The sequence below is a fragment of the Stappia sp. 28M-7 genome, assembly GCF_014252955.1.
Lineage (GTDB): Bacteria > Pseudomonadota > Alphaproteobacteria > Rhizobiales > Stappiaceae > Stappia.
The window spans coordinates 56,000-82,825 of sequence record NZ_JACMIA010000003.1 but is presented as its reverse complement, the minus strand read 5'-3'; the positions used below and the strand labels follow the sequence as shown (position 1 = coordinate 82,825).

The window sequence follows — 26,826 nt, the reverse complement described above, 5'->3', positions numbered from 1 at the left end:
CCATGCCAAAGGCGCAAGAACGAAGGTCCCGCATGGGGGCCGGCACGGGACAAGCGGCAGACAGGCATTTCATTCCGGTCCCATATTGGATTAAGAGGGACGCGAAACAGGAGCAAGGGGCATCGATGCCCCGCGCGGCAGGCTTGAAGGGGATCGACATGCGGCCATCCAAACGTGCAGCGGACGAGTTGCGCGCCGTGACGCTGGAACGGAGCGTTTCCAAGCACGCAGAAGGGTCGTGCCTGGTCAAGTTCGGCGACACGCATGTGCTGTGCACCGCGAGCCTGGAAGAGCGCATTCCGCCCTGGCTGCGCGGCCAGGGCCGCGGCTGGGTCACCGCAGAATACGGCATGCTGCCGCGCGCCACCGGCGAGCGCATGCGCCGCGAGGCCGCCGCGGGAAAGCAGTCCGGCCGTACCCAGGAGATCCAGCGGCTGATCGGCCGCTCGCTGCGCGCCATCGTCGACCTGCCGCTGCTCGGCGAGCGCCAGATCTCCGTCGATTGCGACGTCATCCAGGCCGATGGCGGCACCCGCACCGCCGCGATCACCGGCGCCTGGGTCGCCCTGCACGACTGCATCGAGTGGATGCGCGCCCGCGACATGGTCGCCGGCAAGGTGCTGAAGGACCATATCGCCGCGATTTCCTGCGGCATCCATGGCGGCCAGGCGGTGCTCGATCTCGACTATCTCGAGGACTCGGACGCAGATACCGACGCCAATTTCGTCATGACCGGTTCCGGCGGCATCGTCGAGATCCAGGGCACGGCGGAAGGCGAGCCCTTCTCCGAGGAGCAGTTTGCGCAGCTGCTGGCGCTGGCCAAGTCCGGCATCGGCCGGCTGGTCGACCTGCAGAAGATGGCGATCTCGTGAGGCTCGCATGACCGACACCACCTCCCCCATGCGCCGGCTCGAGCCCGGCCGCATCGTGCTGGCGAGCCACAATCCGGGCAAGCTGCGCGAGTTCGGCGACCTGATGGCGCCCTACGGCTACGAGGTCGTCTCGGCCGGCTCGCTCGGCCTGCCGGAGCCGGAAGAGACCGGCACCACCTTCGAGGCCAATGCCGAGCTGAAGGCCCGCGCGGCCGCCGAGGCCTCGGGCCTGCCGGCGCTTGCCGACGACAGCGGCTTCTGCGTCTTCGCGCTGAACGGCGATCCCGGGGTCTACTCGGCCCGCTGGGCGGGGCCGGAGAAGGATTTCGCGATGGCCATGCGGACCATCGAGGAAAAGCTGCATGCCGCCGGCGCGACCGATCCGGCGAGCCGCCGCTCGTCCTTCGTCGCCGTGCTGTGCCTTGCCTGGCCGGACGGCGAGGTCGCGCTGTTCCGCGGCGAGGTCGAGGGCACCGCCGTGTGGCCGCCGCGCGGCAGCGGCGGCTTCGGCTACGATCCGATGTTCCAGCCGGACGGCGAAAGCCGCACCTTCGGCGAAATGTCGGCGGAGGAAAAGCACGGGCAGGACGGCACCGCGCTGTCGCACCGTGCCCGCGCCTTCGCGGACTTCTCGGCGCGCTGCCTGGAGGCATGATGGCTCAGGCGGACGGCGGTTTCGGCATCTATGTGCATTGGCCTTTCTGCGAGGCCAAATGCCCGTATTGCGACTTCAACAGCCATGTCCGCCATGCCGGCGTCGATCAGGCGCGCTTTGCCGCTGCCTTCGAACGGGAGCTTGCCTATTTCGCCGCCCGCACGCGCGGACGGCGGGTCGACTCGATCTTCCTCGGCGGCGGCACCCCGTCATTGATGCTTCCCGCGACGGTCGGCCGCGTGCTCGACGCCATCGCCGGCCACTGGGAAATCTCGCCCACCGTCGAGGTCTCGATGGAAGCCAACCCCTCCTCGGTGGAGGCGGAGCGGTTCCGCGGCTATCGCGCCGCCGGCGTCAACCGCCTCTCGCTCGGCGTGCAGTCCCTGAGGGATGCGGACCTGAAGCGTCTCGGCCGGCTGCATGACGCGGCCCAGGCGCGCGAGGCGATCGGCATCGCCCGTTCGACCTTCGGGCGCATCTCCTTCGACCTGATCTACGCCCGGCCCGACCAGGATGCTGCCGCCTGGCGCACCGAGCTGGAGGAGGCGATCGGCCTTGCCGCCGACCACCTGTCGCTCTACCAGCTGACCATCGAGCAGGGCACGCCCTATTTCGAGCTGCACCGCACCGGCAAGCTGGTGGTGCCCGATCCCGACACCGCGGCCGATCTCTACGACCTGACGCAGGAGATCTGCGCCGCCCACGGCATGCCGGCCTACGAGGTCTCCAACCATGCCGCACCCGGCGCGGAATGCCGGCACAATCTCGTCTACTGGCGCTACGGCGACTATGTCGGCGTCGGTCCCGGCGCCCATGGCCGGCTGACCGGCGGCAACGGCAAGTTCGCCACCGCCACCGAGCGCCATCCCGAGACCTGGCTTGCCGCCGTCGAGGCGCGCGGCGAGGGGCTGGTGGAGGACACTGCCCTCACCCAGGAAGAGCAGGGCGACGAATTCCTGCTGATGGGCCTGCGGCTGGTGGAGGGCGTCGACCTTGCCCGTTTCGAAGCGATTTCCGACCGCCGGATCGATCCGCGGCGTGTCGCCGATCTCGTCGAACACGGCATGGTGGAACGACTCGACGGCACACGGATGCGCGTCACGCCGGCCGGTTGCCTCGTGCTGGACGCCGTCGTTGCCGATCTCGCATCGTGATTTTTGACGGGATCCGCTGAAAAAAAGCGGTCGCCGCAACTTTTTTCCACCGCGTGGCCGCTTCTGGCAAGATCCTGTCTTGCCTCGCGTTTTCGGAACAGCCGGGAGAAGTTTTCCTCGCCTGAACCGCTACGTCCGGTATCCCCGCACCGCCTGAGCCCCTGTGGACCTCCGTACAGGTTGAAGCGGCGTTAATCTTTGTCATACTATTTTGCAATGCGAAAAAAGGCAGGCGGCCATGCTGCACTGCCTCACGGAGATTGCGAGGTCGGTCACGTGTTCTATCAGGTCTATGAATTCAATCATGCGGCGATGAGTCCTCTGCGGGCGACCGCAGACATGACGCGCCTGTACTTCCAGAACCCGCTCAATCCGTTCTCCCACACCCCGATCGGGCGCTCTGTCGCCGCCGGCTGCGAGATGATCGAGCGGATGACCCGGCGCTACGGCAAGCCGGAGTTCGGCCTCACCCAGACCACCGTCAGCGGCGTCAAGGTGCCGGTGCGCGAGGAGATCGTCTGGAAGAAGCCCTTCTGCAACCTCTTGCATTTCGACCGCAAGCTCGGCGAGCGCAAGCACAAGGGCCCGCGCATCCTGATGGTTGCGCCGATGTCGGGCCACTATGCGACGCTGCTGCGCGGCACGGTCGAGACCATGCTGCCGAGCGCCGACATCTACATCACCGACTGGATCGATGCGCGCATGGTGCCGCTCACCGACGGCCGGTTCGATCTCGACGACTATATCGACTACGTCATCGAGATGCTGCACTTCCTGGGGCCGGACACCCATGTCATGGCCGTATGCCAGCCCTCCGTGCCGGTGCTTGCCGCCACGGCGGTGATGGAAGCGCACAACGATCCTTGCGCGCCGGCCAGCGTCACGCTGATGGGCGGGCCGATCGACACGCGGATCAACCCGACCGCCGTCAACGATCTGGCCGAGAACAAGAGCATCGACTGGTTCGAACGCAATGTCATCATGAAGGTGCCGTTCCCGCAGCCGGGCTTCATGCGCGACGTCTATCCGGGCTTCCTGCAGCTTTCGGGCTTCATGAGCATGAACCTCGACCGGCACGTCAACGCGCATCACGAATTCTTCCAGCATCTCGTCTCCGGCGACGGCGACAATGCCGAGAAGCACCGCGACTTCTACGACGAGTATCTGGCGGTGATGGACCTCACGGCCGAGTTCTACCTGCAGACGGTGGAGACCGTGTTCATCCGCCACGCGCTCGCCAACGGCAAGATGCGCCATCGCGGCGAGCTGGTCGATTGCGGCGCTATCCGCCGTTCGGCCCTGCTGACGGTCGAGGGCGAGAAGGACGACATCACCGGCCGCGGCCAGACGATGGCGGCGCACAATCTGTGCGTCAATCTCTCGCCCGACATGCGCGCCCATTACATGCAGCCGGATGTCGGCCATTACGGCGTGTTCAACGGCTCGCGCTTCCGCTCGGAGATCGCCCCGCGCATCCTCGACTTCATGCGCAGCCACGCGCATCTGCCGGCCACGGCTCCCAAGGCTTCCGACCCGGCGAAGACGGCCTCTTCCGAGGTGACCATCCCCGTCGCCGAAAAGCCCGCCGAGGCGAAGACCCCCGCAAAGGCCCCGGAAAAGGCCCCTGAAAAGGCCAAGACCAAGCCGGTCTCCGATCCGCTGGCCGAGGTCCTGCTGGCCAAGCCGCGCGGCGTCGCTGACGACCTCACGGCGATCTCCGGCGTCGGGCCGAAGCTGCAGACCGCGCTCAACGGCGCCGGCATCTTCCACTATTGGCAGATCGCCGCGCTCACCGACGAGCAGATCGCCGCGCTCGACAACCGGCTCGACTTCCGCGGCCGCATCGACCGCGACGGCTGGATCGAGCAGGCCCGCAAGCTCGCCGAGCAGCCCGCCACGCACTGAGCCGAGGGCAGTGAGCGCACTGACATGAGCTCCTGGCTCATCGCCATCGACGGCGGCGGCAGCACCTGCCGCGCCGCCCTTGCCGGTCCCGACGGCGAGATCGTCTCGCGCGGTCTCGCCGGTCCGGCCAATGTCGCGACCGATCCGCAACAGGCCGCCGCAAACATCGTTGCGGCAGCGCAAGGCGCGCTCGCCGAGGCCGGGTTGCCGGCCGGCGCGCTCTCGGCCTGTCCGGCGCTGCTCGGCCTTGCCGGCGCCCGCCAGCTCGGCCGCGACGGCCGCTCGCTTCTCTCCCTTCCCTTCTCGCAGGTTGAGCTCGTCGGCGACGGCGAGATCGCGCTGGAAGGCGCACTCGGCCCCCATGACGGCATCATGGCGATCCTCGGCACCGGCTCGGCCTTTCTCGCCAGGCAGGACGGGGAGATCCGCAGCGTCGGCGGCTGGGGCGTGCATCTCGCCGACCAGGGGGGCGGCGCCAGGCTCGGCCGCGAGGCGCTGAAATCGGCGCTGCTGTCGCGCGACGGGGTGCGCCCGCGCGGGGTGCTTGCGCAAACGCTGCTTGCCGCCTTCGGCGACGATCCCGCCCGCATGGTCGCCTTTGCCGGGTCCGCCCGCCAGGCCGATTTCGCCCGCCACGCCCCGGCGGTCTTTGCCGCGGCGAAGGCCGGCGACAGCGAGGCCGAGGCCCTGCTTGCCGCCTTCACCTTGGAGGTGGAGGAAATGCTCGCCGCCCTTGTCTTTCCCGGCTGCGAGCGCATCGTGCTGATGGGCGGCCTTGCCCCTCTCTATGCGCCGCGTCTTGCACCGCCCCTTGCCGCGCTCCTTGCCGAGCCGCTGGGCGATGCGCTGGACGGGGCCGTGCGCATGGCGAGGCGCGCGTTTTTCGCCGCCTGACGCTTGCGCGCCGCGGACGGCTGACGCAAAAAGCGGCAACGACCCTCCCGCCGGCGACAGACCGGCCCCGACGCGGGATGCCCGGACCATGCCTGACGAGACCCCCCGGCGCCCCCTGGCGATTTCTGCAAGGAAGATCTTCGACGGCGAGAGCTGGCACGAGGATGCCGCGCTTCTCGTTGAAAACGGCGGCATTGCCGGCATCGTGCGCGGCCACGATCTGCCGGGCGATGCCGAGCGGATCGAGGCGGCCGGCGACATGCTGGTGCCCGGCTTCATCGACCTTCAGGTCAATGGCGGCGGCGGGGTGCAGTTCAACACCGCGACCGACCGTGATTCCATTGCCGCCATCGCGGCCGCCCATCGCCGCTTCGGCACCACCGCCTTCCTGCCGACGCTGATCACCGACACGCCGCAGGTGACCGAGCGGGCGATTCGCGCCGCCATCGGCGCGGCGACCAGCGTGCCCGGCTGCCTCGGCCTGCATCTGGAGGGGCCGCATCTCGCCCCCTCGCGCAAGGGCGCCCATGCGGCCGAGCTGATCCGGCCGATGAGCGAGGCCGATGCCGAACAGCTCATCGACGCCGCCCGCCGCCTGCCGCTGCTTCTCGTCACGCTGGCGCCCGAGATCGTGCCGAGCGAGACGATCCGCCGGCTGGTCGATGCCGGCGTCATGGTCAGCCTCGGCCACAGCGATGCGGATCACGCGACCGCGCTGGCCGCGACCGTCGCCGGCGCGCGCCTCGTCACCCATCTCTTCAACGCGATGAGCCCGCTCGGTCACCGGGCGCCCGGCCTTGCGGGAGCGGCGCTGGCCACCGGTGCGCTGTCGGCCGGCATCATCGTCGACGGGCTGCATGTCGCCGATCCAGTGATCGGCATCGCCGCGCGCGGCAAGGCCGGCCCCGGCCGCCTCTTCGTCGTCACCGACGCGATGGCCCCGCTCGGCACCGATGCCAGCTCCTTCACGCTTAACGGCCGCGAGATCGCCCGCGAGCCGATGGGCGAAGGGCTCGGCCGGCTGACCCTGGCCGACGGCACGCTGGCCGGTGCCGATATCGACATGTCCGCCTCGCTGCGCCGGCTCGCCGGGCCCATCGGCCTGCCGCTGGAGCTGGCCCTGCGCATGGTCTCGCTGCATGCGGCCGAGGCCGCCGGCCTTGCCGAGCGCAAGGGCCGGTTGCTGCCCGGGTTCGACGCGGATTTCGTCGAGCTCGACGCCGGTTTGCGGGTGCGCGCCACCTGGATCGCCGGCAGCCGGCTCTATTCGGCCTGATCCGTCTCATCCTGCTCTGACCGAGCCATGGGTTTCACCTTGCCGCGATAGAAGGCGAGGGCCTCCTCGCTTGCATCGGCCTCGTCGTGGACGCCGATCAGCACGCCGGTGCGCCCGCCCGCCCCGCCGCGCCGCGCCAGGATCTGCTTGTCGCTCACCGTGGTGCGCTGGCTGAGCCGCAGACCCCAGTCGGCCAGCAGGCCGCGCAGCCGCGCCACCTCGCCGGCATGGGCGGGATCGCGGCCGAGATCGTTGAATTCGGACGGATCGCTTTCCAGGTCGAACAGCATCGGCGGCAGCCCGCCTTCCGCGTGGATCAGCTTGTAGCGCCCGTCGAACACCATGAAGAGCCGGGCATCCTTGACTGAGACGCCGAGCCGGTCGGCCATCGGCGTGCAGGAATAGTCGTATTCGCTGATCGCCGCGCGCCGCCAGTCGGTGGGCCTTTCGCCATGCAGCCAGGGCAACAGCGAGCGCCCTTCCAGGATGTGGCCGGGCAGGTCCGGCACCTCGCCGTCCCGGCGCCCCGCCACGTCGACGAAGGTGGCGGCGAGGTCGATCGCCTCGACCAGCGCGTCGCAGGTGCTGCCGCGGGTCGCATCGGCCTCATCCGAGGGGTCGTAGACGATCAGCGGCACCTTCACCGAGGGCTCGTGGAAGAGGTCCTTCTCGCCGAGCCAGTGATCGCCGAGATAGTCGCCATGGTCGGAGGTGACGACGATCATCGTATCGTCCAGCGCGCCGCTTTCCTCCAGCGCGTCGAGCAGCCGGCCGAACTGGTCGTCGCACTGGCGCACCAGGCCCATATAGGCGGGGATCGCCGCCTCCCGCACCTCGTCGCGGGCAAAGCTGCGCGAGGCCCGGCTCTGCATGAAGGCCTCGAAGACCGGGTTGGGGTCGGCCCGCTCGCGCTCATGGCGCATGGCCGGCAGCACGTCTTCGGGCCCGTACATGTCGTGATAGGGCGCCGGCACGATATAGGGCCAGTGCGGCTTGATGTAGGAAACGTGGCAGAGCCAGGGGACCGCCCGCCGCTCCTCGCGCCGCTCGGCGAGGAAAGCCAGCGTCTCGTCGGTCAGCCACGGCGTCTCGGCGTCTTCTTCCCGCACATTCGCCGCGAGCCCGGCATTGCGCATCAGCCAGCCGCTCTCGATTTCGCCGCGCCCGTCCGCGTCCCGCTCCTGCGAAAGACCGGAATTGGCGTGGTCGTGCCAGGGGTTGCGGCTGTCGTAGCCGCGCGCCTTGAGGAATTCGTTGTAGGGCGAGGGCTTGGCGTCGTACGGCCCGTCCGGACCTTCCGCCCACAGCCCGTCGTCGCGCACCCTGGCATCGAAGCCGCATTCGGCGATGCGGGTGCCGATGATGCCGCCGCGCGAGATGCCGAGCCGGTCGAGCCCGGCATCGTCGACCTTCATGTGGGTCTTGCCGATCAGCACCGCGTCCATCCCGCGTGCCCGCAGGTGGTCGCCCAGCGTCACCTCGCCCGCCTTCAGCGGATAGTTGTTCCAGGCCGCGCCGTGCGAGCCGACATAGCGCCCGGTGTAGAAGCTCATGCGCGAGGCGCCGCAGATCGGCGACTGCACATAGGCACTGGTGAAGCGCACCCCGCGCGCCGCCAGCCGGTCGAAATTCGGCGTCTTGAGGTGCGGATGGCCGGCGCAGCCGAGATAGTCGAAGCGCAGCTGGTCATACATCACGAAAAGGATATTGCGCGCGCGTCTCGCCACTCCCGGACACTCCCTTCAGGCCCAAATCGCTTGTCCAATGGCCCGCAGTTGAGCCGAGCCGGACGGGAGAGGCAAGCATGGGCCGACCGGCCGCGCCAGCGGTTATGGAAAGTCATCCAAATCTCATTTTACATTACCTTTTGCATGGCCCACCCTGTCGGTCTTGCCGGTTGCGCCTGCCTGAGGGCGGGAGTTGTCGCCGCCCGCCCCAGCCGCTAAGAGCAGGGCGGGCAGAGACCGCAAGGGAGCGGGCAGTCTGCGCCGACGGCGCCGGGCTCGCGCTGGGGAGGACCGATAGCTGATGCGTCAATCCGTCGAACGGCTGCTGGAGCGGCTCTGTGCCTGGCTGGCGATTGCCGGCGGTGCGGTGCTGGTCGCGCTGACCATCGCCACCGTCGTGTCGATCACCGGCCGCGCGCTGACCTCCGTCGGCCTTGGCCCCATTCCCGGCGACTACGAGCTGGTGGAAGCGGGCACCGCCTTCGCGATCTTCGCCTTCCTGCCCTGGTGCCAGCTCAAGCGCGGCCATGTCACCGTCGACCTGCTGCTGGCGCGCTTCGGCCCCAGGGTCAACGCGGGCGTCGATCTCATCGCCAATATCCTGATGACGCTGGCCAGCGGCCTGATCTGCTGGCGCCTGTGGCTCGGCATGCTGGACAAGCAGGCTTATGGCGAGACCACCTTCATCCTGCAGTTTCCGCTGTGGTGGCCCTATGCCGCCTCGCTGGTCGGCGCCGCCTTCGCCGTGCTGGTCTGTGCCTACACCGTCTGGCGCAGCCTTGACGAGACCCTCGCGCCGCCTGCGGCCGCGACCGGCCGGGAGTAACCGTACGTGTCATCGCTCGAATACGGCCTGTGGTCGATTCCCGTCCTGCTGCTGATGATCTTCCTCCGCCTGCCCATCGGCCTGTCGATGCTGCTGGTCGGCATTGCCGGAACGACGCTGGTAACGGGGAGCACGGTGCCGATCCTGGCGCAGCTCAAGTCGCTGGTCTACAGCACCTTTTCCAACTACTCGCTGTCCATCGTTCCGCTGTTCCTGTTGATGGGCCAGTTCGCCACGCGCGGGGGCATGTCGCGGGCGCTGTTCCGCGCGGCCGAGACGATGGTCGGCCACCGGCGCGGCGGCGTCGCCATGGCGGCAGTCGCGGCCTGCGGCGGCTTCGGCGCGATCTGCGGCTCCTCGCTCGCCACCGCCGCGACCATGGGCCAGGTCGCCCTGCCCGAGATGCGGCGCTGCGGCTATTCCGGCGCCCTCTCGACCGCCTGCCTTGCCGCCGGCGGCACGCTCGGCATCCTCATTCCGCCCTCCGTCGTGCTGGTGATCTACGCCATCCTGACGGAGCAGAACATCGCCAAGCTCTTCGTCGCCGCCTTCATTCCGGGCCTTCTCGCCGCCCTCGGCTACATGCTCACCGTCTCGCTCTATGTGCGGTTCCGCCCGGACAGCGCCGGCAGCCAGGCCAAGGCGACGGGCGCCGAGCGGATCGCCGCGCTGATCGCCGTCTGGCCGGTCATGGTGATCTTCGTCGCGGTGATCGGCGGCATCTATTCGGGCATCTTCACGCCGACCGAAGGCGCCGCGGTGGGCGCGGCCGGCACCGGCATCGTCGCCCTCCTCAATGGCGGGCTCGACCGCAAGGGGCTGGTGGAATCCTTCCTGTCGACCGCCAGCGCCACCGGCATGATCTTCTTCATCGTGCTCGGCGCCAGCGTCTACAACGGCTTTCTCGCCTTCTCGCAGCTGCCTCAGCAGTCGGCCGCCTATGTCGGCGAGCTCGGGCTCAATCCCTGGACCGTGCTGCTGATCATCCTGGTCTGCTACCTCGTCTTCGGCTGCATCATGGATTCGCTTTCCATGATCCTGCTGACGATCCCGATCTTCTTTCCCATCGTCTCGGCGCTGGATTTCGGCCTGCCGCCGGAAGAGTTCGCCCTGTGGTTCGGCATCATCGTGCTGATCGTGGTGGAGGTCGGGCTGATAACGCCGCCGGTCGGCATGAATCTCTTCGTCATCAACTCGATGGCGCCCGACGTGCCGCTGTCGCAGACCTTCCGCGGCGTCGTGCCGTTCATCGCCAGCGACATCGTCCGCGTGGCGATCCTGGTGCTGTTCCCGGGCCTGACGCTCGCCCTCGTGCGCCTGCTCTACTGACGGGGCTGCAAGGCCCCGCTCAGACCTTTGCCGGGTCGAAGTCCGGCAGGCGCAGCTCCGGCAGCATGTACCACTGGTCGAGGTTCTGCCGGACGATCGGCTCGAAATGACGGTCGAGCGCGGCAATCCCGGCCATCATGGCGCTGTCCGGCGCACCCTCCCGCTGAAAATCCAGCGGCGCACCGACATGCACCCGGTAATGCGCCGCGCCTGAGCGCAGCACATGGATCGGCACCACCGGCGCCCCGGTCTTGAGGGCCAGCTTTATCGCGACGGAGGCGTTGCCCCGCTCCGGCAGCGGCCGGCCGAAGGCGGGCAGGTGGATCTGCCGCTCGCGCACCTCGTCGACGAACAGGATCGCGTCGAAGCCCTCTCCCACCACCATCTTGTGCAGGTGCCGCGCCGAGCGCTGACCGGGCGGAAAGACGTAGAGCCCGTAGCGGGCGCGAAGGTCGTGCAGGATGCGGTTGGACGTCGGCGAAGGCTCCGGCTGCCAGGTGCCGACCGCCTCGCGGCCGAACGTGTTGAGCACGCTTTCGAAGCACAGTTCGAACGGCCCCAGATGCACGCAGGCGAAGACGACCGGCGCGTCCGCCGGTAGCCCGGCCAGCGTGCCGTGCGGATCCACGACCTCCAGCCGTCCGGCCTCGCGCAGCCGCTCGATCGTTGCGTATTCGGCCATGATCGCGCCCGTCCCCTGCCACCAGCGCCGCACCGCCGCCGTGTGCTCGGCGGCCGTCAGCGGCGCGCGCGGATGCAGCCGGGCGAGCGTCCAGGCCAGTCGGCGGGCGAACAGCCGCCGCCGCTCCATATGCTGGACGACAGGCGCGAGCGCGTGGCCAAGGCGCGGGCCGAAGCCCACCGGCAGGCGGCGCAGCGCCTCGTGAAAGGCGCGCTTGACCGGCCCCAGCACCGGTTCCCGGCGCCAGGGCTCGCCCGCGACCTCGCGCGCATGGGTTTCCTCGAAGGCAACCGGAGGGATGCGCCTGCGGCCGCGAACGGCGGTCATCGCCGGGGCGGCCTCACGTGCGCGAGGCGCGCGGCCGAAGGCGCATCGGCAGCGTCTCGCCCGGGCGCAGGGTCAGCCGGCAGGCCGGCTGCACGTCGGTGCCCGGCTCCAGCTCCGCATCGAAGCCCTGCGCCAGGATCGCCAGCGACAGGATCGATTCGGTCAGGCCGAAGGCGAGGCCGGCGCAGATGCGCGGGCCGATGGCGAAGGGCACGTAGCCGAATTTCGACTGGCCGCCGCGCGTTGCGCCGAGGAAGCGTTCCGGCTCGAAATTGTCGGCGCGCGGCCACAGGTTCGGATTGCGGTGCAGCAGCCAGGGCACGACCATGACCAGCGAGCCCTTGGGGGTCCGCACGCCGCCGACTGTCTCGTCGGCCAGCGCCTCGCGGGCCAGGATCGGCACCGGCGGGTAGAGCCGCAGCGTCTCCTCGATCACCGCGCGGGTATAGGGCAGGCGGGCGACATCGGCGAATTCCGGCATGCGCCCGTCCAGCACCGTGTCGAGCTCGCGCGCCAGCGCCTGGCGCGCCCAGGGCGCCTGCGACAGCAGGAACCAGGCCCAGGCCAGCGTGTTGGCCGTCGTCTCGTGGCCGGCCATGAAGATCACCGCCGCCTCGTTGCGGATGGCCTCGCGCGACAGCGGCTTGCCGTCCTCGTCGCGCGCCTCAAGCAGCCCGCCGATGACCGAGGTCTCGCCATCGCTCCGGCGCGCCTCGTAGCTGGTGATGATCTCGTCGAGCACCTTGTCGATGCGCGCGACCGCGCGGCGGATGGCGCGGCCGCGCCGGCGCGGCAGCCAGTCGGGCAGGCCGAGCAGCGAGATCAGGTCGATCTGGTCGATGTGGCGCTGGTAGTCGGTGAAGCTCTCGACCACTTCGGCGGCGTAGTCGCCTCCGAGCTGGCGGCCGAAGATGGTCCGGCAGATGATTTCCGCCGTCAGGTGCGCCATCTCCTGCAGCATGTCGACCGGCGCGCCGGGACCGGCCGCCGCCCAGGCGGCGCGGCGCTCGGCGATGGTCTCCGCCATGACGGGGAAAAAGTCGCGCACCTTGGAGGCGTGGATGATCGGGCCGACGATCTGGCGGCGGCGGCGCCAGGTCTCGCCGTCGGAGATGAACAGGCCGTCGCCCAGCAGCGGCTCCAGTGCGTGGCGCATCTGCGCGCTCTTGCGTTCGAACGTGTCGTGCTTGCGCACGAAGGCCTCCTGCACCAGGTCCGGGCTGTTGCAGACGAAGATCTGCTTGCGCAGAACGGCGACGCGCAGCCAGGGATTGGCGAAGGCCGTGGTCGGCCAGACCGAGAGGAAGTTGCGGCGGGCCAGGCCGATCAGCTTCCAGATCGGCGGGGGCGAGGTCGGGCGCAGCGGGAAGGGCGGTACGTAGACGCCGGGCGCCGATGCATCCGCGGTCGCGGGCGAGGCTGCGCCATGGCCGGCGACCGGGCACCCGCCGGCCGGGTTATCCCCGGCCCTGTCCTCTCCGGGGGCTGCCGCGCTATCCCCGTCGATGGTTCCTGTCGGTCGCTGCATGGGTGCTGTCCAGGTCCTGTCCGGGGTGCTGTCCGGAGCGCTGTCCGAACGGGGCCGTTTCGTCCCTCCCTTATCGCAAACCCGGCGACCGGCTCCAAGTCCGGCCTTTGGGCAATTTCGAGAGGTCCATCCCGAAATTGCACGAAATTGAGACGGTATTTTGCAGAATCCGTCTCGAAATTCGAGAACAAGGGAAACCGCCGGACTCCCTTACTTTCCAGGCGCGTAGGCTGCCGGATCGACGATTTCCGGCCGTCCCTCGAGCGACAGGCGCGTGGTCGCGGGGTCGCTCTGCGCGATCACCTTGCCGCGGCGCACGACGGCCAGGCGGCGGGCCCGCAGGCGGATCGCCTCGATCGTGTCGGCCGCCTGCAGCAGCACGAAATCGGCGTTGCAGCCCGGCGCAAGCCCGTAGCCTTCCAGCCCCATCGCGCGCGCCGGGTGGGTCGTAACGCATTCAAAAGCATAGCGCATTTCGTCGCGGCTCATCATCTGCGCGACGTGCAGCCCCATCGACGCGACCTCCAGCATGTCGCCCGATCCCATCGAGTACCAGGGGTCCATGACGCAGTCGTGGCCGAAGGAGACATTGATGCCGTGCTTGCGCATTTCCGGCACGCGGGTCTGGCCCCGGCGCTTCGGATAGGTGTCGTGACGCCCCTGAAGCGTGATGTTTATCAAAGGGTTGGCGATGGCATGCACCTGTGCCTCGGCGATCAGAGGCAGGAGTTTCGAGACGTAGTAATTGTCCATCGAATGCATCGAGGTGAGGTGCGAGCCGGCAACGCGGCCATGGAGGCCGAGGCGCTGCGTCTCGCAGGCCAGCGTCTCGATATGGCGCGACATCGGGTCGTCGCTCTCGTCGCAATGCATGTCGACCATCAGGCCGCGCGCGGCCGCGAGCTCGCACAGCGCCCGCACCGAGCGCGCGCCGTCGTCCATCGTCCGCTCGAAATGCGGGATGCCGCCGACCACGTCGACGCCCATGTCGAGCGCGCGGACAAGATTGCGTTCCGCTGTCGGCGAGCGGTAGAGCCCGTCCTGCGGAAAGGCGACGAGCTGCAGGTCGATATAGGGCGCGACCTTCTCGCGGACCTCGAGCAGCGCCTCGACGCCGGTCAGCTTGTCGTCGCAGACGTCGACATGGCTGCGGATCGCCAGAAGCCCTTGCGAAACAGCAAGATCGCAGTAGCGCAGCGCCCGCTCGACCACCGCCTCGACGGTGAGCAGCGGCTTCAGCTCGCCCCACAGGGCGATGCCTTCCAGCAAGGTACCGCTCTCGTTCATGCGCGGCAGGCCGAGCGACAGCGTCGCGTCCATGTGGAAATGGCTGTCGACGAAGGGCGGGGAGACGAGCCGGCCGCCGGCCTCGATGACGCGGCCCGCCTCGCCGGAGATGCCGGGCTCCACGGCAACGATGCGGCCGTCCCGGCAGGCGATGTCGATGCGTTCGCGCCCGTCGGGCAGCTTGGCGTTCTTGACGAGAAGATCGAAGGACATGGGCGGCTTTTTCCGGGAATCAGGGGCGGGGTCCGTTGCGGGCTCGCCGCAGTTTCGGTCCCAACCGCGCCCGTTTCAAGCGCGTCCGTTGCATGCTTGCCGCCTGCGGAAGCTGGCAGCTCCGCCTCAGCGCAGCCCCTCACCGGTTTCCGGGGCGTCCCAGCCGTGCCGCGGATCGTATTCGCCGCGCTCGGAAAGAACCGTGGCGCGTCCGACCAGCAGGTCGTCGACCCGGCCGATGCGCTTGGCGTCCTTGTCCTTGTAGGGCATCGACTGCAGCACGTAGCGCATGGCGTTCAGCCGGGCCCGCTTCTTGTCGTCCGACTTGATCACCGTCCAGGGCGAATCCGCCGTGTCGGTGTGGAAGAACATCGCTTCCTTGGCCCGGGTATAGTCGTCCCACTTGTCGCGCGAGGCGAGGTCGACCGGGGACAGTTTCCACTGCTTGAGCGGATGGACGTTGCGTTCGCGGAACCGGCGGTTCTGTTCCTTGCGGCTGACGGAAAACCAGAACTTGATCAGATGGGTTCCGCTGCGCACCAGATTGCGCTCGAACTCCGGCACCTGGCGGAGGAACTCGCGGTATTCCTCCTCGTTGCAAAAGCCCATGACCCGCTCGACGCCGGCCCGGTTATACCAGCTCCGGTCGAACAGAACGATCTCGCCGAGCGTCGGCAAGTGCTTGACGTAACGTTGAAAATACCATTGCCCACGCTCCACCTCGTCCGGCTTCTCCAGGGCCACCACCCGGGCGCCGCGCGGGTTCAGGTGCTCCATGAAGCGCTTGATCGTGCCGCCCTTTCCTGCCGCGTCGCGCCCCTCGAACAGGATCACCACCCGCTGGCCGGCATCCTTGACCCAGGATTGCAGCTTGAGCAGTTCGGTCTGCAGGACGAACTTCTCGCGCTCGTAGTCGCGGCGCAGCATCTTGAAGCGGTAAGGATAGCCTCCCTCGCGCCAGTCGGGGGCAAGTTCGTTGCTGGTCCGGCGCGGCGTGCCCGGCGGCTTGGGCAATCCGAGCGCCCTCCGCATCAGGCCGGCATCGTCCGGCGAGGCCCCGTCGAGGATCGCGGCAAGGCCCTCGGCGCCGCCGTTTCCGTCGTGTCCGGAGATGTCCTGAACGGCCGCAAGCTCGCGTCCCTGCACGGCCGCGACCCGCTCCAGGGAGAGCCCTTCGGCCATGCCGTCACCGATCGCGCCGTCGGCCTCGGGTGCGGGGACAGACGCGCCGTCCGGTGCGCTGGTGTTGCCGCTCGCCTCTGCTGCCTGTCGCTTGCCGTCCGTCACGCCCGCCTCCTCAGCCGCCATCCGCTCGCAAGGCGGATCTCTTGCAAGACCATCCTGCGGCTTCGGGCCTGCGCCGCCTTGACCCTAGTCAAACCGGGCGGCGGGGGCGGAAAAAAGAGCCGGCAACCGAAAGCGGCAAGGCGTCAGTAGGGCAGGCCGACGTAGTTTTCGGCGAGCGTCGTCTGCGCCGCGCGGGAGGAGGCGAGATAGTCGAACTCCGCCTGCTGCATGCGTGCGCCGAACTCGCCCTTGTCCGGAAAGCGGTGCAGGGTCGTCGTCATCCACCAGGAAAAACGCTCGGCTTTCCAGACCCTTGCAAGCGCCCGGTCAGAATAGGCGACAAGGCCGCCCTCATTGCCCTGCCGGTAGTGGGCGATCAGCGCTTCCGACAGGTAGTGGATGTCGGACGCGGCGAGGTTCAGCCCCTTGGCGCCGGTCGGCGGCACGATATGGGCGGCATCTCCGGCAAGGAACAGCCGGCCGAAGCGCATCGGCTCGGCAACGAAGGAGCGCAAGGGCGCGATGCTTTTCTCGATGGACGGTCCGGTGACCAGCCGGGCCGCGATATCGGCCGGCAGATGCGCTGCCAGCGCATCCCAGAAGCGGTCGTCGGACCAGTCTTCGACCCGCTCGTCCAGCCCGCACTGGACGTAGTAGCGGCTGCGGGTCGGCGAGCGCATGGAGCAGAGCGCGAAGCCGCGCTCGTGGCCGGCATAGATCAGCTCCTCATGCACCGGCGGCACGTCGGCGAGCAGGCCGAGCCAGCCGAACGGATAGACCATCTCGAACTGCCGCAGCCGGTCGGCGGGGATAGACTGGCGCGAGACGCCGTGGAAGCCGTCGCAACCGGCGACGAAATCGCAATCGATACGGTGGACAGTCTCGCCGAGGCGGAAGGTCACAAAGGGCTGCGTGCCTTCCAGATCGTGCAGGGCAACGTCCTCCGCCTCGTGCACCACCGCGCCGCCCATGGCATCGCGCGCGGCGTACAGATCCGCCGTCACCTCGGTCTGACCGTAGACCATGACGGTACGCCCGCCGGTCAGATCGGCGAGATCGATGCGCAGGCGTCGGTCGTGGAAAGCGATCTCGACGCCGTCGTGCACCAGCCCCTCGCGGTCCATGCGGGCGCCGACACCGGCCTTGCGCAGCAAATCGACCGTGCCCTGTTCCAGGACGCCGGCGCGGATGCGCGAGAGCACATAGGCGCGCGAGCGGCGCTCCAGAACCACGTTGTCAACGCCGGCAAGGTGCAGCAGCTGGGACAGCAGCAGGCCGGAAGGTCCGCCGCCGACGATGACCACACCGGTGCGGGCAGGGACATCGACAGGCTTCTGGCCGGAGAAAGCGGGGGTCATGCGCAAGGGTCCTCGACGAGATCGGCCTGCGAAACGGCGTGCCTTTGTGTCGAGAATGGGCGCGAAGCGCTGGACAAGGGAATGCAGAATTCGGTCAAATACAGGGATGAATCGAACATTGCCGTCTCTGCCCGACTATGAACTTTATGGGGAACCGGAAGGATCCGGCCTCCCAGATACGCTGCATATCGAACATCTTTCGGTGCGCAGCGGGCCGCGCCGCTGGCGCATCGCGCGGCATCGGCACCCCTCTCTGCACCAGTTGTTCTGGATCGAGCGCGGCGGCGGGGTGCTGATCGGCGAGGAGGGCGAGAGCACGCTCGGGGCGGCCAGTTTCCTGAACATGCCGGCGGGCGTCGCACACGGGTTCCGTTTCCTGCCGGGCAGCGCCGGCACGGTGCTGACCCTGCCGGTTGCGGTGTTCGAACCGATCCGCGCACGCATCGACCCGCAAGGGCACCTGCTGGGCGTTCGCATCGGCCAGGCCCGCACCGCACCGCCCGAGCTGGAGGCGCTTCTGGCCGAGCAGCAGGGCCGCCGGGCGAATCGCGGCGAGGCGCTGGCCGCGCTGGCGACGCTGACCTTCATCTGGGCGCTGAGGCTGCTGGAGGCCGATCCGCAGGCCGAGCCGCGGGCCGGGGCGGGCAGTGCCGCCATCCGGCTCGCCGCGCGTTTCCAGGCGCTGGTCGACGCGCATTACCGGGAGTGGCACGCCCTGGAGCCCTATGCGGCAGCGCTCGCGGTGACCACGCCGCACCTGACCCGCGCCTGCCGGCAGGCGCTCGGGCAGCCGGCCTCCGCGGTGCTGCGCGAACGCCAGATGCTGGAGGCGCGGCGGCTTCTGGCCTACACGCAGGGTGCGATCGCCGACATCGCCTATCGGCTGGGTTTTGCCGATCCGGGGCATTTCTCCCGGGTGTTTTCCGCCGCGGCCGGCCTGTCGCCGCGGGCGTTTCGCCGGAGCTTCACCTCCGGCGTGGAATGAGCGCGCGCCCTACAGCGAGTCCTCCAGCCGCCCGACCAGATGGCGCAGCACCTCGACCCGGGCGAAGCGCTTGTCTTCGGCGGCGACGAGATGCCAGGGCGCGAAACTGGTCGAGGTCCGGTCGACCATGTCGCCGGCCGCCTCAGCGTACTGGTCCCATTTCAGCCGGTTGCGCCAGTCCTCGTCGGTGATCTTGAACTGCTTGTAGGGTGTCTCCTCCCGCTCCTTGAAGCGGGCAAGCTGCTCCTGCCGGCTGATCGCCAGCCAGAACTTGACGACAATGGCCCCGGCGTCGGTGAGCTCGGCCTCGAACTCGTTGATTTCGTTGTAGGCGCGCGCCCACTCGGCCTCGCTGCAGAAGCCCTCGACCCGCTCCACCAGCACCCGCCCGTACCAGGAACGGTCGAAGATCGCCGCGTGGCCTCGGCGCGGCAGCCGGTTCCAGAACCGCCACAGCCAGGGATGGGCGTGCTCCTCCTCGCTGGGCGCGGCGATCCGGTGGACGCGGTAGCGGCGCGGATCGAGCGGGCGAATCACCCGGCGGATCGCGCCGCCCTTGCCGGCGGCATCGTTGCCCTCGAAGGCGACGACCAGCGAGCGGTCGCGGAATGCCTTGCGGTCGACGAGGCGGGCCAGCTCGCCCTGCAGGCGGTCGAGTTCGGTGCGATAGCGGTGCTTCGACAGGCGCGAGGACAGGTCGACCGCCTCGACCGCGCTGCGCCGCTCGATCCGGGCGACGACGGCGGGCAGGGCCAGCGGATCGCTCGGCGCCGCCTCCAGCCGGCGGCGGATCGCCATCTCGACGCACCGGCCGAGCGCAAGATCGCGGGCCCGCGCATCGTCGCTGGGAATGACGATCCACGGCGCGGCCGGAGTGGAGGTGGCAAGGGCGGCACGCTCGAACGCGGCCTGGGCGCCGCTGGCATGGGCGATATCGGCCCATTCGGCCAGGATGCGGCGGGCCCGGTCCTTGCGGCCCAGCCCCTTGAGCCGGCGCTTTTGCGCCTCCGCGGTGAGCGAGAACCAGAATTTCAGCACCAGCACGTTCTCGCTGGCCAGCAGTCCCTCGAACCGGTTGATCCGGGCGAGCCGCCGCTCGAACTCAGCCTCGCCGATCTCGCCCTGCACGAAGCAGCGCAGCGGTTCGTTGTACCAGGAGGAGACGACGACGGAGGTCTCGCCCAGCGCCGGCAGGTCGCGCCAGTAGCGCCACAGGTCCGGGCGGCCGCGCTCCTCTTCGGTCTCCTCGTCATAGGCGTTGCAGGTGACGTAGCGCACGTCGAGCCATTCGTGCAGGCGGGCGATGGCGTCGTTCTTGCCGGCGCCGTCGACGCCGGCGATCACCACCAGCACGGAGAAGGGCTTCTTCTCGATCACCTCGCGCTGGGCGGCCAGAAGTTCGGTGCGAAGCTTCGGCTCGAGCGCGTCGAAATCGGTTCGGGAGAGATCGAGGGGAAGGGAAGCCGACTGGAACACGGGCGCTGCTCTCCTGCTGTCATGCCGCCGGGCGCGTGCCGCATGCGGCCATCAAGGTGCCGCGCATGCCGCCGCGATGCAATGGCCGGCGGTCCGTCCCGGCACGCGGCGAACGGGCGCCTCATATAGTCGCAGGGATGGCGCCTGTCATATGCTGTGCGCCAAGCTGCGGAGCGGAACGGGAAAAATGCTCCTTCCGAGGATTGGCGAACCCGGCCGCAGGACGTACATGTAGCGGGCCGCGCCGGGGAATTCCGCCCGCGCCAGCCAGGAAACAGTTCATGCCGGGCCGCGTCTCGTGACCGACCTTCTCAATCAGCTTGTCGCCTTCATCGGCGAGAATCCGCTTCTTGCCAACGTGGTCGTGTTCACGATCGCCATGGGCGAGGCGCTGTTCATCATCGGCATGTTCGTGCCCTCGACCGTGGTTCTGGTGGGCGCGGGAACGCTGGTCGGGCTCGGCAAGCTCGATCCCTGGCCGATCCTGCTCTGGACGACGCTCGGCGCCATTGCGGGCGACGCGATCTCCTACTGGGTCGGACATGTCTACAAGCACCGGATCAAGTCGGTCTGGCCGTTCAACCGCTACCGGACGCTGGTGGAGCGGGGAGAGGCCTATTTCCTGCTGCATGGCGGCAAGAGCGTGTTCATCGGCCGCTTCGTGCCGGGCGTGAAGGCCATCGTGCCGGGGATTGCCGGCATGGTCGGCATGCCGGTCGGCCGCTTCACCTTCATCAACGTCACCTCGGCCATCGTCTGGGCCATCGTGCATCTGGGCCCCGGCGTCATCGCCGGCACCGCCTTCAGCGCGCTGGGCGAGATCAGCGGTCGGCTTGCGACCGTGCTCGGCGTGCTCCTGGTGCTGCTGTTCGTCGCGGTGATGATCGCCCGCTGGCTGATCCTGATCGTGCTGCCGCTCTATGCCGGCAGCCGGCTGAAGGTGGTCGAATGGCTGGGCTCGCGGCGCGACCGCTTCAGCCTCTGGCTCGCGCAGATGCTGGATCCGGCGCATCCGCGCTCGGCCGGCATGATCGTCTCGGCGCTGCTGCTGATCGTCACCGTGCCGCTGTTCGTGGCGCTGGCGGCGGCAATCTCGCCCGACAACGGGTTGAACCGCGCCGACATATCGATCCGCAACCTGTTCCAGGACCTGCGCACGCCAGTCGGCGACGACATCATGACCTTCATCACCATGCTCGGCGACGGGGTGGTGATCGCGGCCGTGGCAGCGGTGGTCATCGCCTATCTATTCGCACGCAAGGCCTGGCGACGGGCCACCGGCCTGATGATCGCGATCGCCAGCGCGGCGGTTTTCGTGCCGCTGTTCAAGATGCTGTTCCAGCGCGAACGGCCGATCGAGATCTATACCGGCGCCGACGCGCTGTCCTTCCCCTCCGGTCACGCGACGCTGACGGCGGTGCTGTTCGGCATCATCGCGGTGCTGGTCGCCCATGACCGCTCGCCCCTGATCAAGGCCGGCATCTTCTCGCTGGCCGTGCCGCTGATCGGCGCGGTCGCCTTCTCGCGGATCTATCTCGGCGCCCACTGGATGAGCGACGTGGTCGGCGGCATCACCTTCGGCACGGCGATGGTCGCGACCTTCGCCTTCGTCTTCGGATCGGTGCACAACGAGAAGATCGGCCGCTGGTCGCTGGCGGCCCTGACCGTCGTGACGCTGGCGGTGGTCGGCGGCGTCCATGTCTCGCGCGATTTCGACCGGGCACGGGAAATGTACCGCCCGACCAAGCCGGTCGAGACCCTGACAAGCCAGGAGTGGCTGTCCGGAGGCTGGGAAAAGATCCCGGCACACCGGATCGAACTGAGCGGCGAGCGCGAGGAACCGCTGATCCTGCAATGGAGCGGCGATCCTGAGGCGCTGGCCGAAGCGCTGGCGCAGGACGGCTACCGGCCCGCGCCGGGCTGGTCGCTCACCACCTTTGCCGGCTTCCTGACCGGGCAGACCGCACCGGAAGACCTGCCCGCGCTGCCGCGCATCCAGAACGGACGCGGCGCCGACCTGGTGCTGGTGCGGCGCGACGAGGACGAGGAGGCCAGCGGCACGGAGGGAAGCGCGGATGGCGGGCGCTGGGTCCTGCGGCTTTGGCAGACGCGCTTCGAGATCGTGACGGAGACCGGCGAAAGGCTGCCGCTGCGGGTCGGCTCGCTGATCCACGAACGCATCCTGCGCCCGCTCAACGAGCTGTCGGCGCCGCGCGCCGACCGCGACCTGCCGCAGGCGGACGAGAACCCGCTGAACGGGCTGCCGGGGGTCGTGCTGAAGATGCGCAGCGACGGTTCGACGGTGGCACTGGGCGGCGAGGCCGTGGACCTGCCGCGCCCGGGTCAGGCGCCGCCGGAACCGTCTTCGGGTGCCGCGTCCACACCGCAATAGATGCCGTAAAGCGCCTCGAGCACGGCCAGGACCTCCTGGCCGGCCAGACGGTAATAGACCGTCTGGCCCTCGCGCCGGGCCTCGACCAGGCCCTGAACCCGCATCTTCGCAAGGTGTTGCGACAGGGCCGACTGGCTGAGGCCGACCCGTTCGGCCAGCGCGCCGACGCTGTATTCCCCGCGCACGAGGTGGCACAAGACCAGAAGCCGGCGGCTGTTGGCCATGGAGGCGAGCAAGGCAGCGGCCTCGTCAGCCTTACTTTCCATATCTTGAATATTCATGCTTGCTAATTTATTTGGCTCGCATATATTTTCAATCCGAGGAAGCCCGTATGGGTGAGTGAGTGCAACTGTGCCAAAGTGCCATTGACAGAAGTCGCGACTCACATCCTCGGAAGATCCTGAAAATCACCGTTTGGCGAGACGTCGACATGAGCGAGTTCACTCCCCTTACCTCGGCCCTGGGCGGCATGCTGATCGGCCTCGCCGCCGTGCTGACCATGGCGCTGCTGGGACGCATCGCGGGCATCAGCGGCATGATCGGCGGGCTGCTTCCGCCCTATGCCGGCGGCATGGCGGCGCTCGGCGAGCGCGGCTGGCGCCTGGCGTTTCTTGCAGGCATGATCGCCTCGCCGCTGGTCCTTTTCGCCGCCACCGGCAGCCTGCCGGAGATCGAGGTGCCCGTGTCGCTGCCGATGCTGGTGGCCGGCGGCCTGATTGCCGGCGTCGGCGTGTCCTATGCCAACGGCTGCCCGTCCGGCCATGGCGTATGCGGCATGGCGCGCTTCTCGGTGCGCTCGATCGCCGCCACTCTGACCTTCATGGCGACCACCGCCATCACCGTCTTTCTCGTCCGCCACGTGTTCGGAGCCTGACCGATGATCCGCATCGTTTCCGCTTTCCTCATCGGCCTCGTCTTCGGTACCGGGCTCCTGCTGTCCGGCATGGCCAACCCGGCCAAGGTCCTGAACTTCTTCGACTTCGCCGGCAGCTGGGATCCTTCGCTGGCCTTCGTGATGGGCGGCGCGCTGGTGGTCACCATGCTCGGCTACCGGCTGGTCCTCACCCGTCCGGCGCCGGTGCTGGCATCCGCCTTCGCATTGCCGCTCCGCACCACGCTCGACGCCCGGCTTCTGGGCGGCGCGGCCCTGTTCGGCATCGGCTGGGGCATCGCCGGCTTCTGCCCGGGCGGCGTGATGCCGGCGCTCGGCCTCGGCAGGATCGAGCCCTTCGCCTTCGCCGGCGCCCTGGTGGCGGCAATCGGCGCCGTGCGCCTTTTCGAGGCCCGCCGCACCCACACGCCGCTGCCGGCCTGAACCACCCTGTTTTCCTCTCCCGTCAGGAACGATCCGCGACCGATGGAGCACGACACATGACCGAGACGACCTATCCGCTCGACCCGGCGACCCGCCCCGAGGTCACCGCCTTCTTCGACCCGCAGACCAACACGATCTCCTATGTGGTCCAGGACCCGGGGTCCAAGGCCTGCGCCGTCGTCGACAGCGTGATGGACATCGACTATGCGGCAGGCCGCATCTCCTATGAATCCGCAGACCGGATCATCGACTTCGTCCGCGAAAACGGGCTGACGGTCGACTGGCTGATCGAGACCCACGTCCATGCCGACCACCTGTCGGGCGCGCCCTATATCCAGGAGAAGCTGGGCGGGCGCATCGGCATCGGCGAGAACATCAGGCTCGTGCAGGACACGTTCGGCAAGGTGTTCAACGAGGGCACCGAGTTCCAGCGCGACGGCTCGCAGTTCGACCATCTGTTCCGCGACGGCGACACCTACACGGTCGGCGGCATGACCTGCTTTGCCATGCACACACCCGGCCACACCCCGGCCTGCATGACCCATGTGATGGGCAATGCTGCCTTTGTCGGCGACACGCTGTTCATGCCCGACGGCGGCACGGCGCGGGCCGACTTTCCAGGCGGCGATGCGCACGAGCTCTACCACTCGATCCGCAAGGTGCTGTCGCTGCCCGAGGAAACGCGCCTGTTCATGTGCCACGACTATGGCCCGAACGGCCGAGAGATCCGCTGGGAGACCACGGTGGGCGAGGAGCGCAAGCACAACATCCATGTGCGCGACGGCGTCACCGAGGAGGAATTCGTCGCGATGCGCCAGGCACGCGATGCCACGCTCGACATGCCGAAATTGATCATTCCCTCGATACAGGTAAACATGCGCGCCGGCAAACTGCCGCCCAAGGATGACAGTGGCCGGACCTTCCTCAAGGTGCCGGTCAACGGATTGTAAGGACAGGAAGAATGCAAAGCGCCCGGGTCGACGACACCCTCACCGTATCGTTCCAGATCCAGCCGGAGGATGTCGCCGCGATCCGCGACGCGGGCTTCGTCGCGATCATCAACAATCGTCCCGACGGCGAGGCCCCCGACCAGCCGGACGGGGCGGAGATCGCCCGCGCCGCCGCCGAGGCCGGCCTTGCCTACACGGCCCTGCCGGTCACGGGGCGCGAGGGCATCACGCCCGACACGATCCGCGCCTTCCACGAGGTGCTCGAGGCGGCCAGCGGCCCGGTCTTCGCCTTCTGCCGTACCGGCACACGCTCGATCAACCTGTGGGCCCTGTCCCAGGCGGGCGAGCGCGATGCCGCCGAGCTGGTGCGCATGGCCGGCGATGCCGGCTACGACCTGTCCGGTCTTGCCCCGGCCCTGCGCCAGATCGCCGATCACGGTCTTCCCGGTTAAAACGTCGGCCGGCTGAGACAGCGGTCGGCCCCACGGCCAGCCGGACAAACGCCTTTCGCCCGCTCGCCGAGCGGGGTTTCATGGTTGCGCCGCCCGCCAGCGGGCGGCGCGCTTTCCTGTTGCGACACGCGGTTCCGGCTTCGACATGACACGCCTTGCCTCCTACCTGCCGATCCTCGACTGGGGACGCGCCTATAACCGCGACACGGCGACTGACGATCTGATCGCCGCGCTGATCGTGACGATCATGCTGATCCCGCAGTCGCTCGCCTACGCGCTGCTCGCTGGATTGCCGCCGGAAGTGGGCCTTTACGCCTCGATCCTGCCGCTCGTTGCCTATGCGCTGTTCGGAACCAGCCGGGCGCTGGCGGTCGGGCCGGTGGCGGTGGTGTCCTTGATGACCGCCTCGGCGGTGGGCGAGATCGCAGCGCAAGGCACGGCCGAATATCTCGGTGCGGCCATCGTGCTGGCGATGCTGTCCGGGGCGATGCTGATCGCCATGGGCCTGTTCCGCCTCGGCTTCCTCGCCAATCTGCTGAGCCACCCGGTGATTTCCGGCTTCATCACGGCGAGCGGGCTGATCATCGCCGCCGGACAGCTCAAGCACATCCTGGGCATCAGCGGCTCAGGCAGCACGATGGTGGAGATCGTCGGCGGGCTCGCCGCCAATCTCGCCAATGTGAACCCCTATGCGCTGGCCGTCGGCGTGCCGGTCACGCTGTTCCTGTTCTGGGTGCGCAGCGGGCTGAAGCCTGCGCTGATCCGGATGGGCCTGCGGCCCCGGCTTGCCGACATCATCGCCAAGTCCGGCCCGGTGGCGGCGGTGGCCGCGACGACGCTGGCGGCCCATGCCTTTTCTCTCGGCGACAAGGGCGTGAAGCTGGTCGGGCACATTCCCTCCGGCCTACCGGCGCCCGCGCTGCCGTCGCTCGACCCGCAGCTTTGGGGCCAGCTGGTGGTGCCCGCGCTGCTGATCTCGGTGATCGGCTTCGTGGAATCGGTGTCCGTCGCACAGACGCTGGCCGCCAAGAAGCGCCAGCGCATCGTCCCGGACCAGGAGCTGATCGGGCTCGGTGCGGCCAATATCGCCTCCGGCATTTCCGGCGGCTATCCGGTCACCGGCGGCTTTGCCCGTTCTGTGGTGAATTTCGATGCGGGCGCGGCAACGCCGGCCGCCGGCGCCTTCACCGCCATCGGCATCGCGCTGGCCACCTTGTTCCTGACGCCGCTGATCTCCGAACTGCCGCAGGCGACACTGGCGGCGACGATCATCGTCGCCGTGCTGTCGCTGGTCGACCTGAAGGCTCTCGGGCGGGTCTGGGCCTATTCGCGCAGCGACTTCGCGGCGATGGCGGCAACCATCCTGGCAACGCTCGCCCTCGGCGTGGAGACCGGCGTGACCGTCGGCGTCGGCGTATCGCTGGCGCTGCATCTTTATCGCAGCGCCCGGCCGCACATGGCCATCGTCGGCATCGTCCCGGGCACCGAGCATTTCCGCAACATCAACCGGCACAAGGTGATCACCGGCGAGACCGTGCTCACCTTGCGGGTCGACGAGAGCCTGTTCTTCGCCAACAGCCGGTTCCTGGAAGACCGGCTGACCGAGCTGGTGGCCGAGCGGCCACAGCTGCGGCACGTGGTGCTGATGTGCACGGCGGTCAACGAGATCGACGCCTCCGCGCTGGAAAGCCTGGAGGAGATCAGCCGCCGGCTCGCCGGCGCCGGGGTCGGCTTCCACCTGTCGGAGGTGAAGGGGCCGGTGATGGACCGGCTGCAACGGACCGACTTCCTCACCCACCTCAACGGCAAGGTGTTCCTGACCCAGTACGAGGCCTTCGCCACGCTCGATCCGCGCACCGCGCATATCGCCGAGGCGCGAAAGCCGCGCAAGGCGACCAAGGCCGACTTCTGGATCGGTCCGGAGATCTGAGGCAGC

General features: G+C 68.6%; 23 protein-coding genes. 15 read left to right on the top strand and 8 right to left on the bottom strand.

What is annotated here, in order from left to right; all coding sequences use genetic code 11:
* Positions 1-158 precede the first annotated feature (158 nt).
* From rph to nagA, 6 genes are all read left to right on the top strand, one after another.
* Complete coding sequence (gene rph / locus H7H34_RS22560; protein WP_185926820.1) at positions 159-872, top strand: ribonuclease PH; 714 nt, start codon at positions 159-161, stop codon at positions 870-872.
* A 7-nt stretch (positions 873-879) separates the two neighbouring features.
* Positions 880-1,527 (top strand): RdgB/HAM1 family non-canonical purine NTP pyrophosphatase, encoded by a 648-nt coding sequence (gene rdgB, locus H7H34_RS22555; protein ID WP_185926819.1) that lies wholly within the window; start codon positions 880-882, stop codon positions 1,525-1,527.
* Complete coding sequence (gene hemW, locus H7H34_RS22550) at positions 1,524-2,681, top strand: radical SAM family heme chaperone HemW (RefSeq protein ID WP_209006434.1); 1,158 nt, start codon at positions 1,524-1,526, stop codon at positions 2,679-2,681. The genes rdgB and hemW overlap by 4 nt, the downstream gene beginning before the upstream one ends.
* Before the next feature lie 312 nt (positions 2,682-2,993).
* Positions 2,994-4,586 (top strand): polyhydroxyalkanoate depolymerase, encoded by a 1,593-nt coding sequence (gene phaZ / locus H7H34_RS22545; RefSeq protein ID WP_371811470.1) that lies wholly within the window; start codon positions 2,994-2,996, stop codon positions 4,584-4,586.
* A gap of 24 nt (positions 4,587-4,610) precedes the next feature.
* Positions 4,611-5,480, top strand: a complete 870-nt coding sequence (locus tag H7H34_RS22540) for a glucosamine kinase nucleotide-binding domain-containing protein (RefSeq protein ID WP_185926816.1) — start codon at positions 4,611-4,613, stop codon at positions 5,478-5,480.
* Positions 5,481-5,568: 88 nt separating this feature from the next.
* The gene (gene nagA, locus H7H34_RS22535; RefSeq protein ID WP_185926815.1) at positions 5,569-6,756 is read left to right on the top strand and encodes an N-acetylglucosamine-6-phosphate deacetylase; all 1,188 of its coding nucleotides are present in this window, start codon (positions 5,569-5,571) and stop codon (positions 6,754-6,756) included.
* On the opposite strand, the gene H7H34_RS22530 is transcribed toward nagA, so the two are convergent.
* The gene (locus tag H7H34_RS22530; RefSeq protein WP_185926814.1) at positions 6,744-8,483 is read right to left on the bottom strand and encodes a sulfatase-like hydrolase/transferase; all 1,740 of its coding nucleotides are present in this window, start codon (positions 8,481-8,483) and stop codon (positions 6,744-6,746) included. The two genes, nagA and H7H34_RS22530, sit on opposite strands and share 13 nt — an antisense overlap.
* Before the next feature lie 301 nt (positions 8,484-8,784).
* Here H7H34_RS22530 and H7H34_RS22525 point away from each other — a divergent pair, with 301 nt between their 5' ends.
* Positions 8,785-9,309, top strand: a complete 525-nt coding sequence (locus H7H34_RS22525) for a TRAP transporter small permease (RefSeq protein ID WP_067224672.1) — start codon at positions 8,785-8,787, stop codon at positions 9,307-9,309.
* Positions 9,310-9,315: 6 nt separating this feature from the next.
* Complete coding sequence (locus H7H34_RS22520; RefSeq protein ID WP_120269813.1) at positions 9,316-10,638, top strand: TRAP transporter large permease; 1,323 nt, start codon at positions 9,316-9,318, stop codon at positions 10,636-10,638.
* Between the two features lie 19 nt (positions 10,639-10,657).
* On the opposite strand, the gene H7H34_RS22515 is transcribed toward H7H34_RS22520, so the two are convergent.
* From H7H34_RS22515 to pobA, 5 genes are all read right to left on the bottom strand, one after another.
* A complete protein-coding gene (locus H7H34_RS22515; protein ID WP_185926813.1) occupies positions 10,658-11,647 on the bottom strand; it encodes a lysophospholipid acyltransferase family protein in 990 nt (329 codons plus the stop codon).
* Between the two features lie 13 nt (positions 11,648-11,660).
* A complete protein-coding gene (locus H7H34_RS22510) occupies positions 11,661-13,175 on the bottom strand; it encodes a cytochrome P450 (protein ID WP_097174417.1) in 1,515 nt (504 codons plus the stop codon).
* A gap of 210 nt (positions 13,176-13,385) precedes the next feature.
* Positions 13,386-14,675 carry an amidohydrolase family protein gene (locus tag H7H34_RS22505; protein ID WP_185926812.1) on the bottom strand — a complete coding sequence of 430 codons (1,290 nt, stop codon included), beginning with the start codon at positions 14,673-14,675 and terminating at the stop codon, positions 13,386-13,388.
* Between the two features lie 126 nt (positions 14,676-14,801).
* Positions 14,802-15,857, bottom strand: coding sequence for a polyphosphate kinase 2 (gene ppk2, locus H7H34_RS22500; RefSeq protein ID WP_244297430.1), 1,056 nt, complete (start codon positions 15,855-15,857; stop codon positions 14,802-14,804).
* Between the two features lie 248 nt (positions 15,858-16,105).
* Positions 16,106-17,320 carry a 4-hydroxybenzoate 3-monooxygenase gene (gene pobA, locus H7H34_RS22495; protein WP_185926810.1) on the bottom strand — a complete coding sequence of 405 codons (1,215 nt, stop codon included), beginning with the start codon at positions 17,318-17,320 and terminating at the stop codon, positions 16,106-16,108.
* Between the two features lie 118 nt (positions 17,321-17,438).
* Between pobA and H7H34_RS22490 the strand changes: the two genes are divergently transcribed.
* Positions 17,439-18,305: a helix-turn-helix domain-containing protein gene (locus H7H34_RS22490; RefSeq protein ID WP_120269817.1), complete on the top strand. Its 867-nt coding sequence runs from the start codon at positions 17,439-17,441 to the stop codon at positions 18,303-18,305.
* 9 nt (positions 18,306-18,314) lie between these two features.
* Here H7H34_RS22490 and pap read toward each other — a convergent pair whose 3' ends face one another.
* Positions 18,315-19,781 (bottom strand): polyphosphate:AMP phosphotransferase, encoded by a 1,467-nt coding sequence (gene pap / locus H7H34_RS22485; RefSeq protein WP_185926809.1) that lies wholly within the window; start codon positions 19,779-19,781, stop codon positions 18,315-18,317.
* 298 nt (positions 19,782-20,079) lie between these two features.
* On the opposite strand from pap, the gene H7H34_RS22480 reads away from it, so the two are divergent.
* Positions 20,080-22,173: a bifunctional DedA family/phosphatase PAP2 family protein gene (locus H7H34_RS22480; RefSeq protein WP_185926808.1), complete on the top strand. Its 2,094-nt coding sequence runs from the start codon at positions 20,080-20,082 to the stop codon at positions 22,171-22,173.
* On the opposite strand, the gene H7H34_RS22475 is transcribed toward H7H34_RS22480, so the two are convergent.
* Positions 22,125-22,439, bottom strand: coding sequence for an ArsR/SmtB family transcription factor (locus tag H7H34_RS22475; protein WP_245165622.1), 315 nt, complete (start codon positions 22,437-22,439; stop codon positions 22,125-22,127). The genes H7H34_RS22480 and H7H34_RS22475 overlap by 49 nt on opposite strands.
* A gap of 164 nt (positions 22,440-22,603) precedes the next feature.
* Between H7H34_RS22475 and H7H34_RS22470 the strand changes: the two genes are divergently transcribed.
* From H7H34_RS22470 to H7H34_RS22450, 5 genes are all read left to right on the top strand, one after another.
* Positions 22,604-23,047 carry a YeeE/YedE family protein gene (locus H7H34_RS22470; RefSeq protein ID WP_185926807.1) on the top strand — a complete coding sequence of 148 codons (444 nt, stop codon included), beginning with the start codon at positions 22,604-22,606 and terminating at the stop codon, positions 23,045-23,047.
* A 3-nt stretch (positions 23,048-23,050) separates the two neighbouring features.
* Positions 23,051-23,488: a DUF6691 family protein gene (locus H7H34_RS22465; RefSeq protein WP_120269821.1), complete on the top strand. Its 438-nt coding sequence runs from the start codon at positions 23,051-23,053 to the stop codon at positions 23,486-23,488.
* 56 nt (positions 23,489-23,544) lie between these two features.
* The gene (locus tag H7H34_RS22460; RefSeq protein ID WP_185926806.1) at positions 23,545-24,438 is read left to right on the top strand and encodes an MBL fold metallo-hydrolase; all 894 of its coding nucleotides are present in this window, start codon (positions 23,545-23,547) and stop codon (positions 24,436-24,438) included.
* Positions 24,439-24,449: 11 nt separating this feature from the next.
* The gene (locus tag H7H34_RS22455; protein ID WP_120269823.1) at positions 24,450-24,890 is read left to right on the top strand and encodes a protein tyrosine phosphatase family protein; all 441 of its coding nucleotides are present in this window, start codon (positions 24,450-24,452) and stop codon (positions 24,888-24,890) included.
* Between the two features lie 145 nt (positions 24,891-25,035).
* The gene (locus tag H7H34_RS22450) at positions 25,036-26,820 is read left to right on the top strand and encodes a SulP family inorganic anion transporter (protein ID WP_120269824.1); all 1,785 of its coding nucleotides are present in this window, start codon (positions 25,036-25,038) and stop codon (positions 26,818-26,820) included.
* The last annotated feature ends 6 nt before the right edge of the window (positions 26,821-26,826 follow it).

Excerpts from the sequence above, each read along its gene's own strand:
- H7H34_RS22540 (WP_185926816.1), top strand. The coding sequence starts at position 4,611 with ATGAGCTCCTGGCTCATCGCCATCGACGGCGGCGGCAGCACCTGCCGC.
- nagA (WP_185926815.1), top strand. The coding sequence starts at position 5,569 with ATGCCTGACGAGACCCCCCGGCGCCCCCTGGCGATTTCTGCAAGGAAG.
- H7H34_RS22470 (WP_185926807.1), top strand. The coding sequence starts at position 22,604 with ATGAGCGAGTTCACTCCCCTTACCTCGGCCCTGGGCGGCATGCTGATC.
- H7H34_RS22525 (WP_067224672.1), top strand. The coding sequence starts at position 8,785 with ATGCGTCAATCCGTCGAACGGCTGCTGGAGCGGCTCTGTGCCTGGCTG.
- H7H34_RS22515 (WP_185926813.1), bottom strand. The coding sequence starts at position 11,647 with ATGACCGCCGTTCGCGGCCGCAGGCGCATCCCTCCGGTTGCCTTCGAG.
- hemW (WP_209006434.1), top strand. The coding sequence starts at position 1,524 with ATGATGGCTCAGGCGGACGGCGGTTTCGGCATCTATGTGCATTGGCCT.
- H7H34_RS22475 (WP_245165622.1), bottom strand. The coding sequence starts at position 22,439 with ATGGAAAGTAAGGCTGACGAGGCCGCTGCCTTGCTCGCCTCCATGGCC.
- H7H34_RS22510 (WP_097174417.1), bottom strand. The coding sequence starts at position 13,175 with ATGCAGCGACCGACAGGAACCATCGACGGGGATAGCGCGGCAGCCCCC.
- H7H34_RS22455 (WP_120269823.1), top strand. The coding sequence starts at position 24,450 with ATGCAAAGCGCCCGGGTCGACGACACCCTCACCGTATCGTTCCAGATC.
- H7H34_RS22505 (WP_185926812.1), bottom strand. The coding sequence starts at position 14,675 with ATGTCCTTCGATCTTCTCGTCAAGAACGCCAAGCTGCCCGACGGGCGC.
- H7H34_RS22465 (WP_120269821.1), top strand. The coding sequence starts at position 23,051 with ATGATCCGCATCGTTTCCGCTTTCCTCATCGGCCTCGTCTTCGGTACC.
- pobA (WP_185926810.1), bottom strand. The coding sequence starts at position 17,320 with ATGACCCCCGCTTTCTCCGGCCAGAAGCCTGTCGATGTCCCTGCCCGC.
- rph (WP_185926820.1), top strand. The coding sequence starts at position 159 with ATGCGGCCATCCAAACGTGCAGCGGACGAGTTGCGCGCCGTGACGCTG.
- H7H34_RS22450 (WP_120269824.1), top strand. The coding sequence starts at position 25,036 with ATGACACGCCTTGCCTCCTACCTGCCGATCCTCGACTGGGGACGCGCC.
- rdgB (WP_185926819.1), top strand. The coding sequence starts at position 880 with ATGACCGACACCACCTCCCCCATGCGCCGGCTCGAGCCCGGCCGCATC.
- phaZ (WP_371811470.1), top strand. The coding sequence starts at position 2,994 with ATGAGTCCTCTGCGGGCGACCGCAGACATGACGCGCCTGTACTTCCAG.
- H7H34_RS22460 (WP_185926806.1), top strand. The coding sequence starts at position 23,545 with ATGACCGAGACGACCTATCCGCTCGACCCGGCGACCCGCCCCGAGGTC.
- ppk2 (WP_244297430.1), bottom strand. The coding sequence starts at position 15,857 with ATGGCCGAAGGGCTCTCCCTGGAGCGGGTCGCGGCCGTGCAGGGACGC.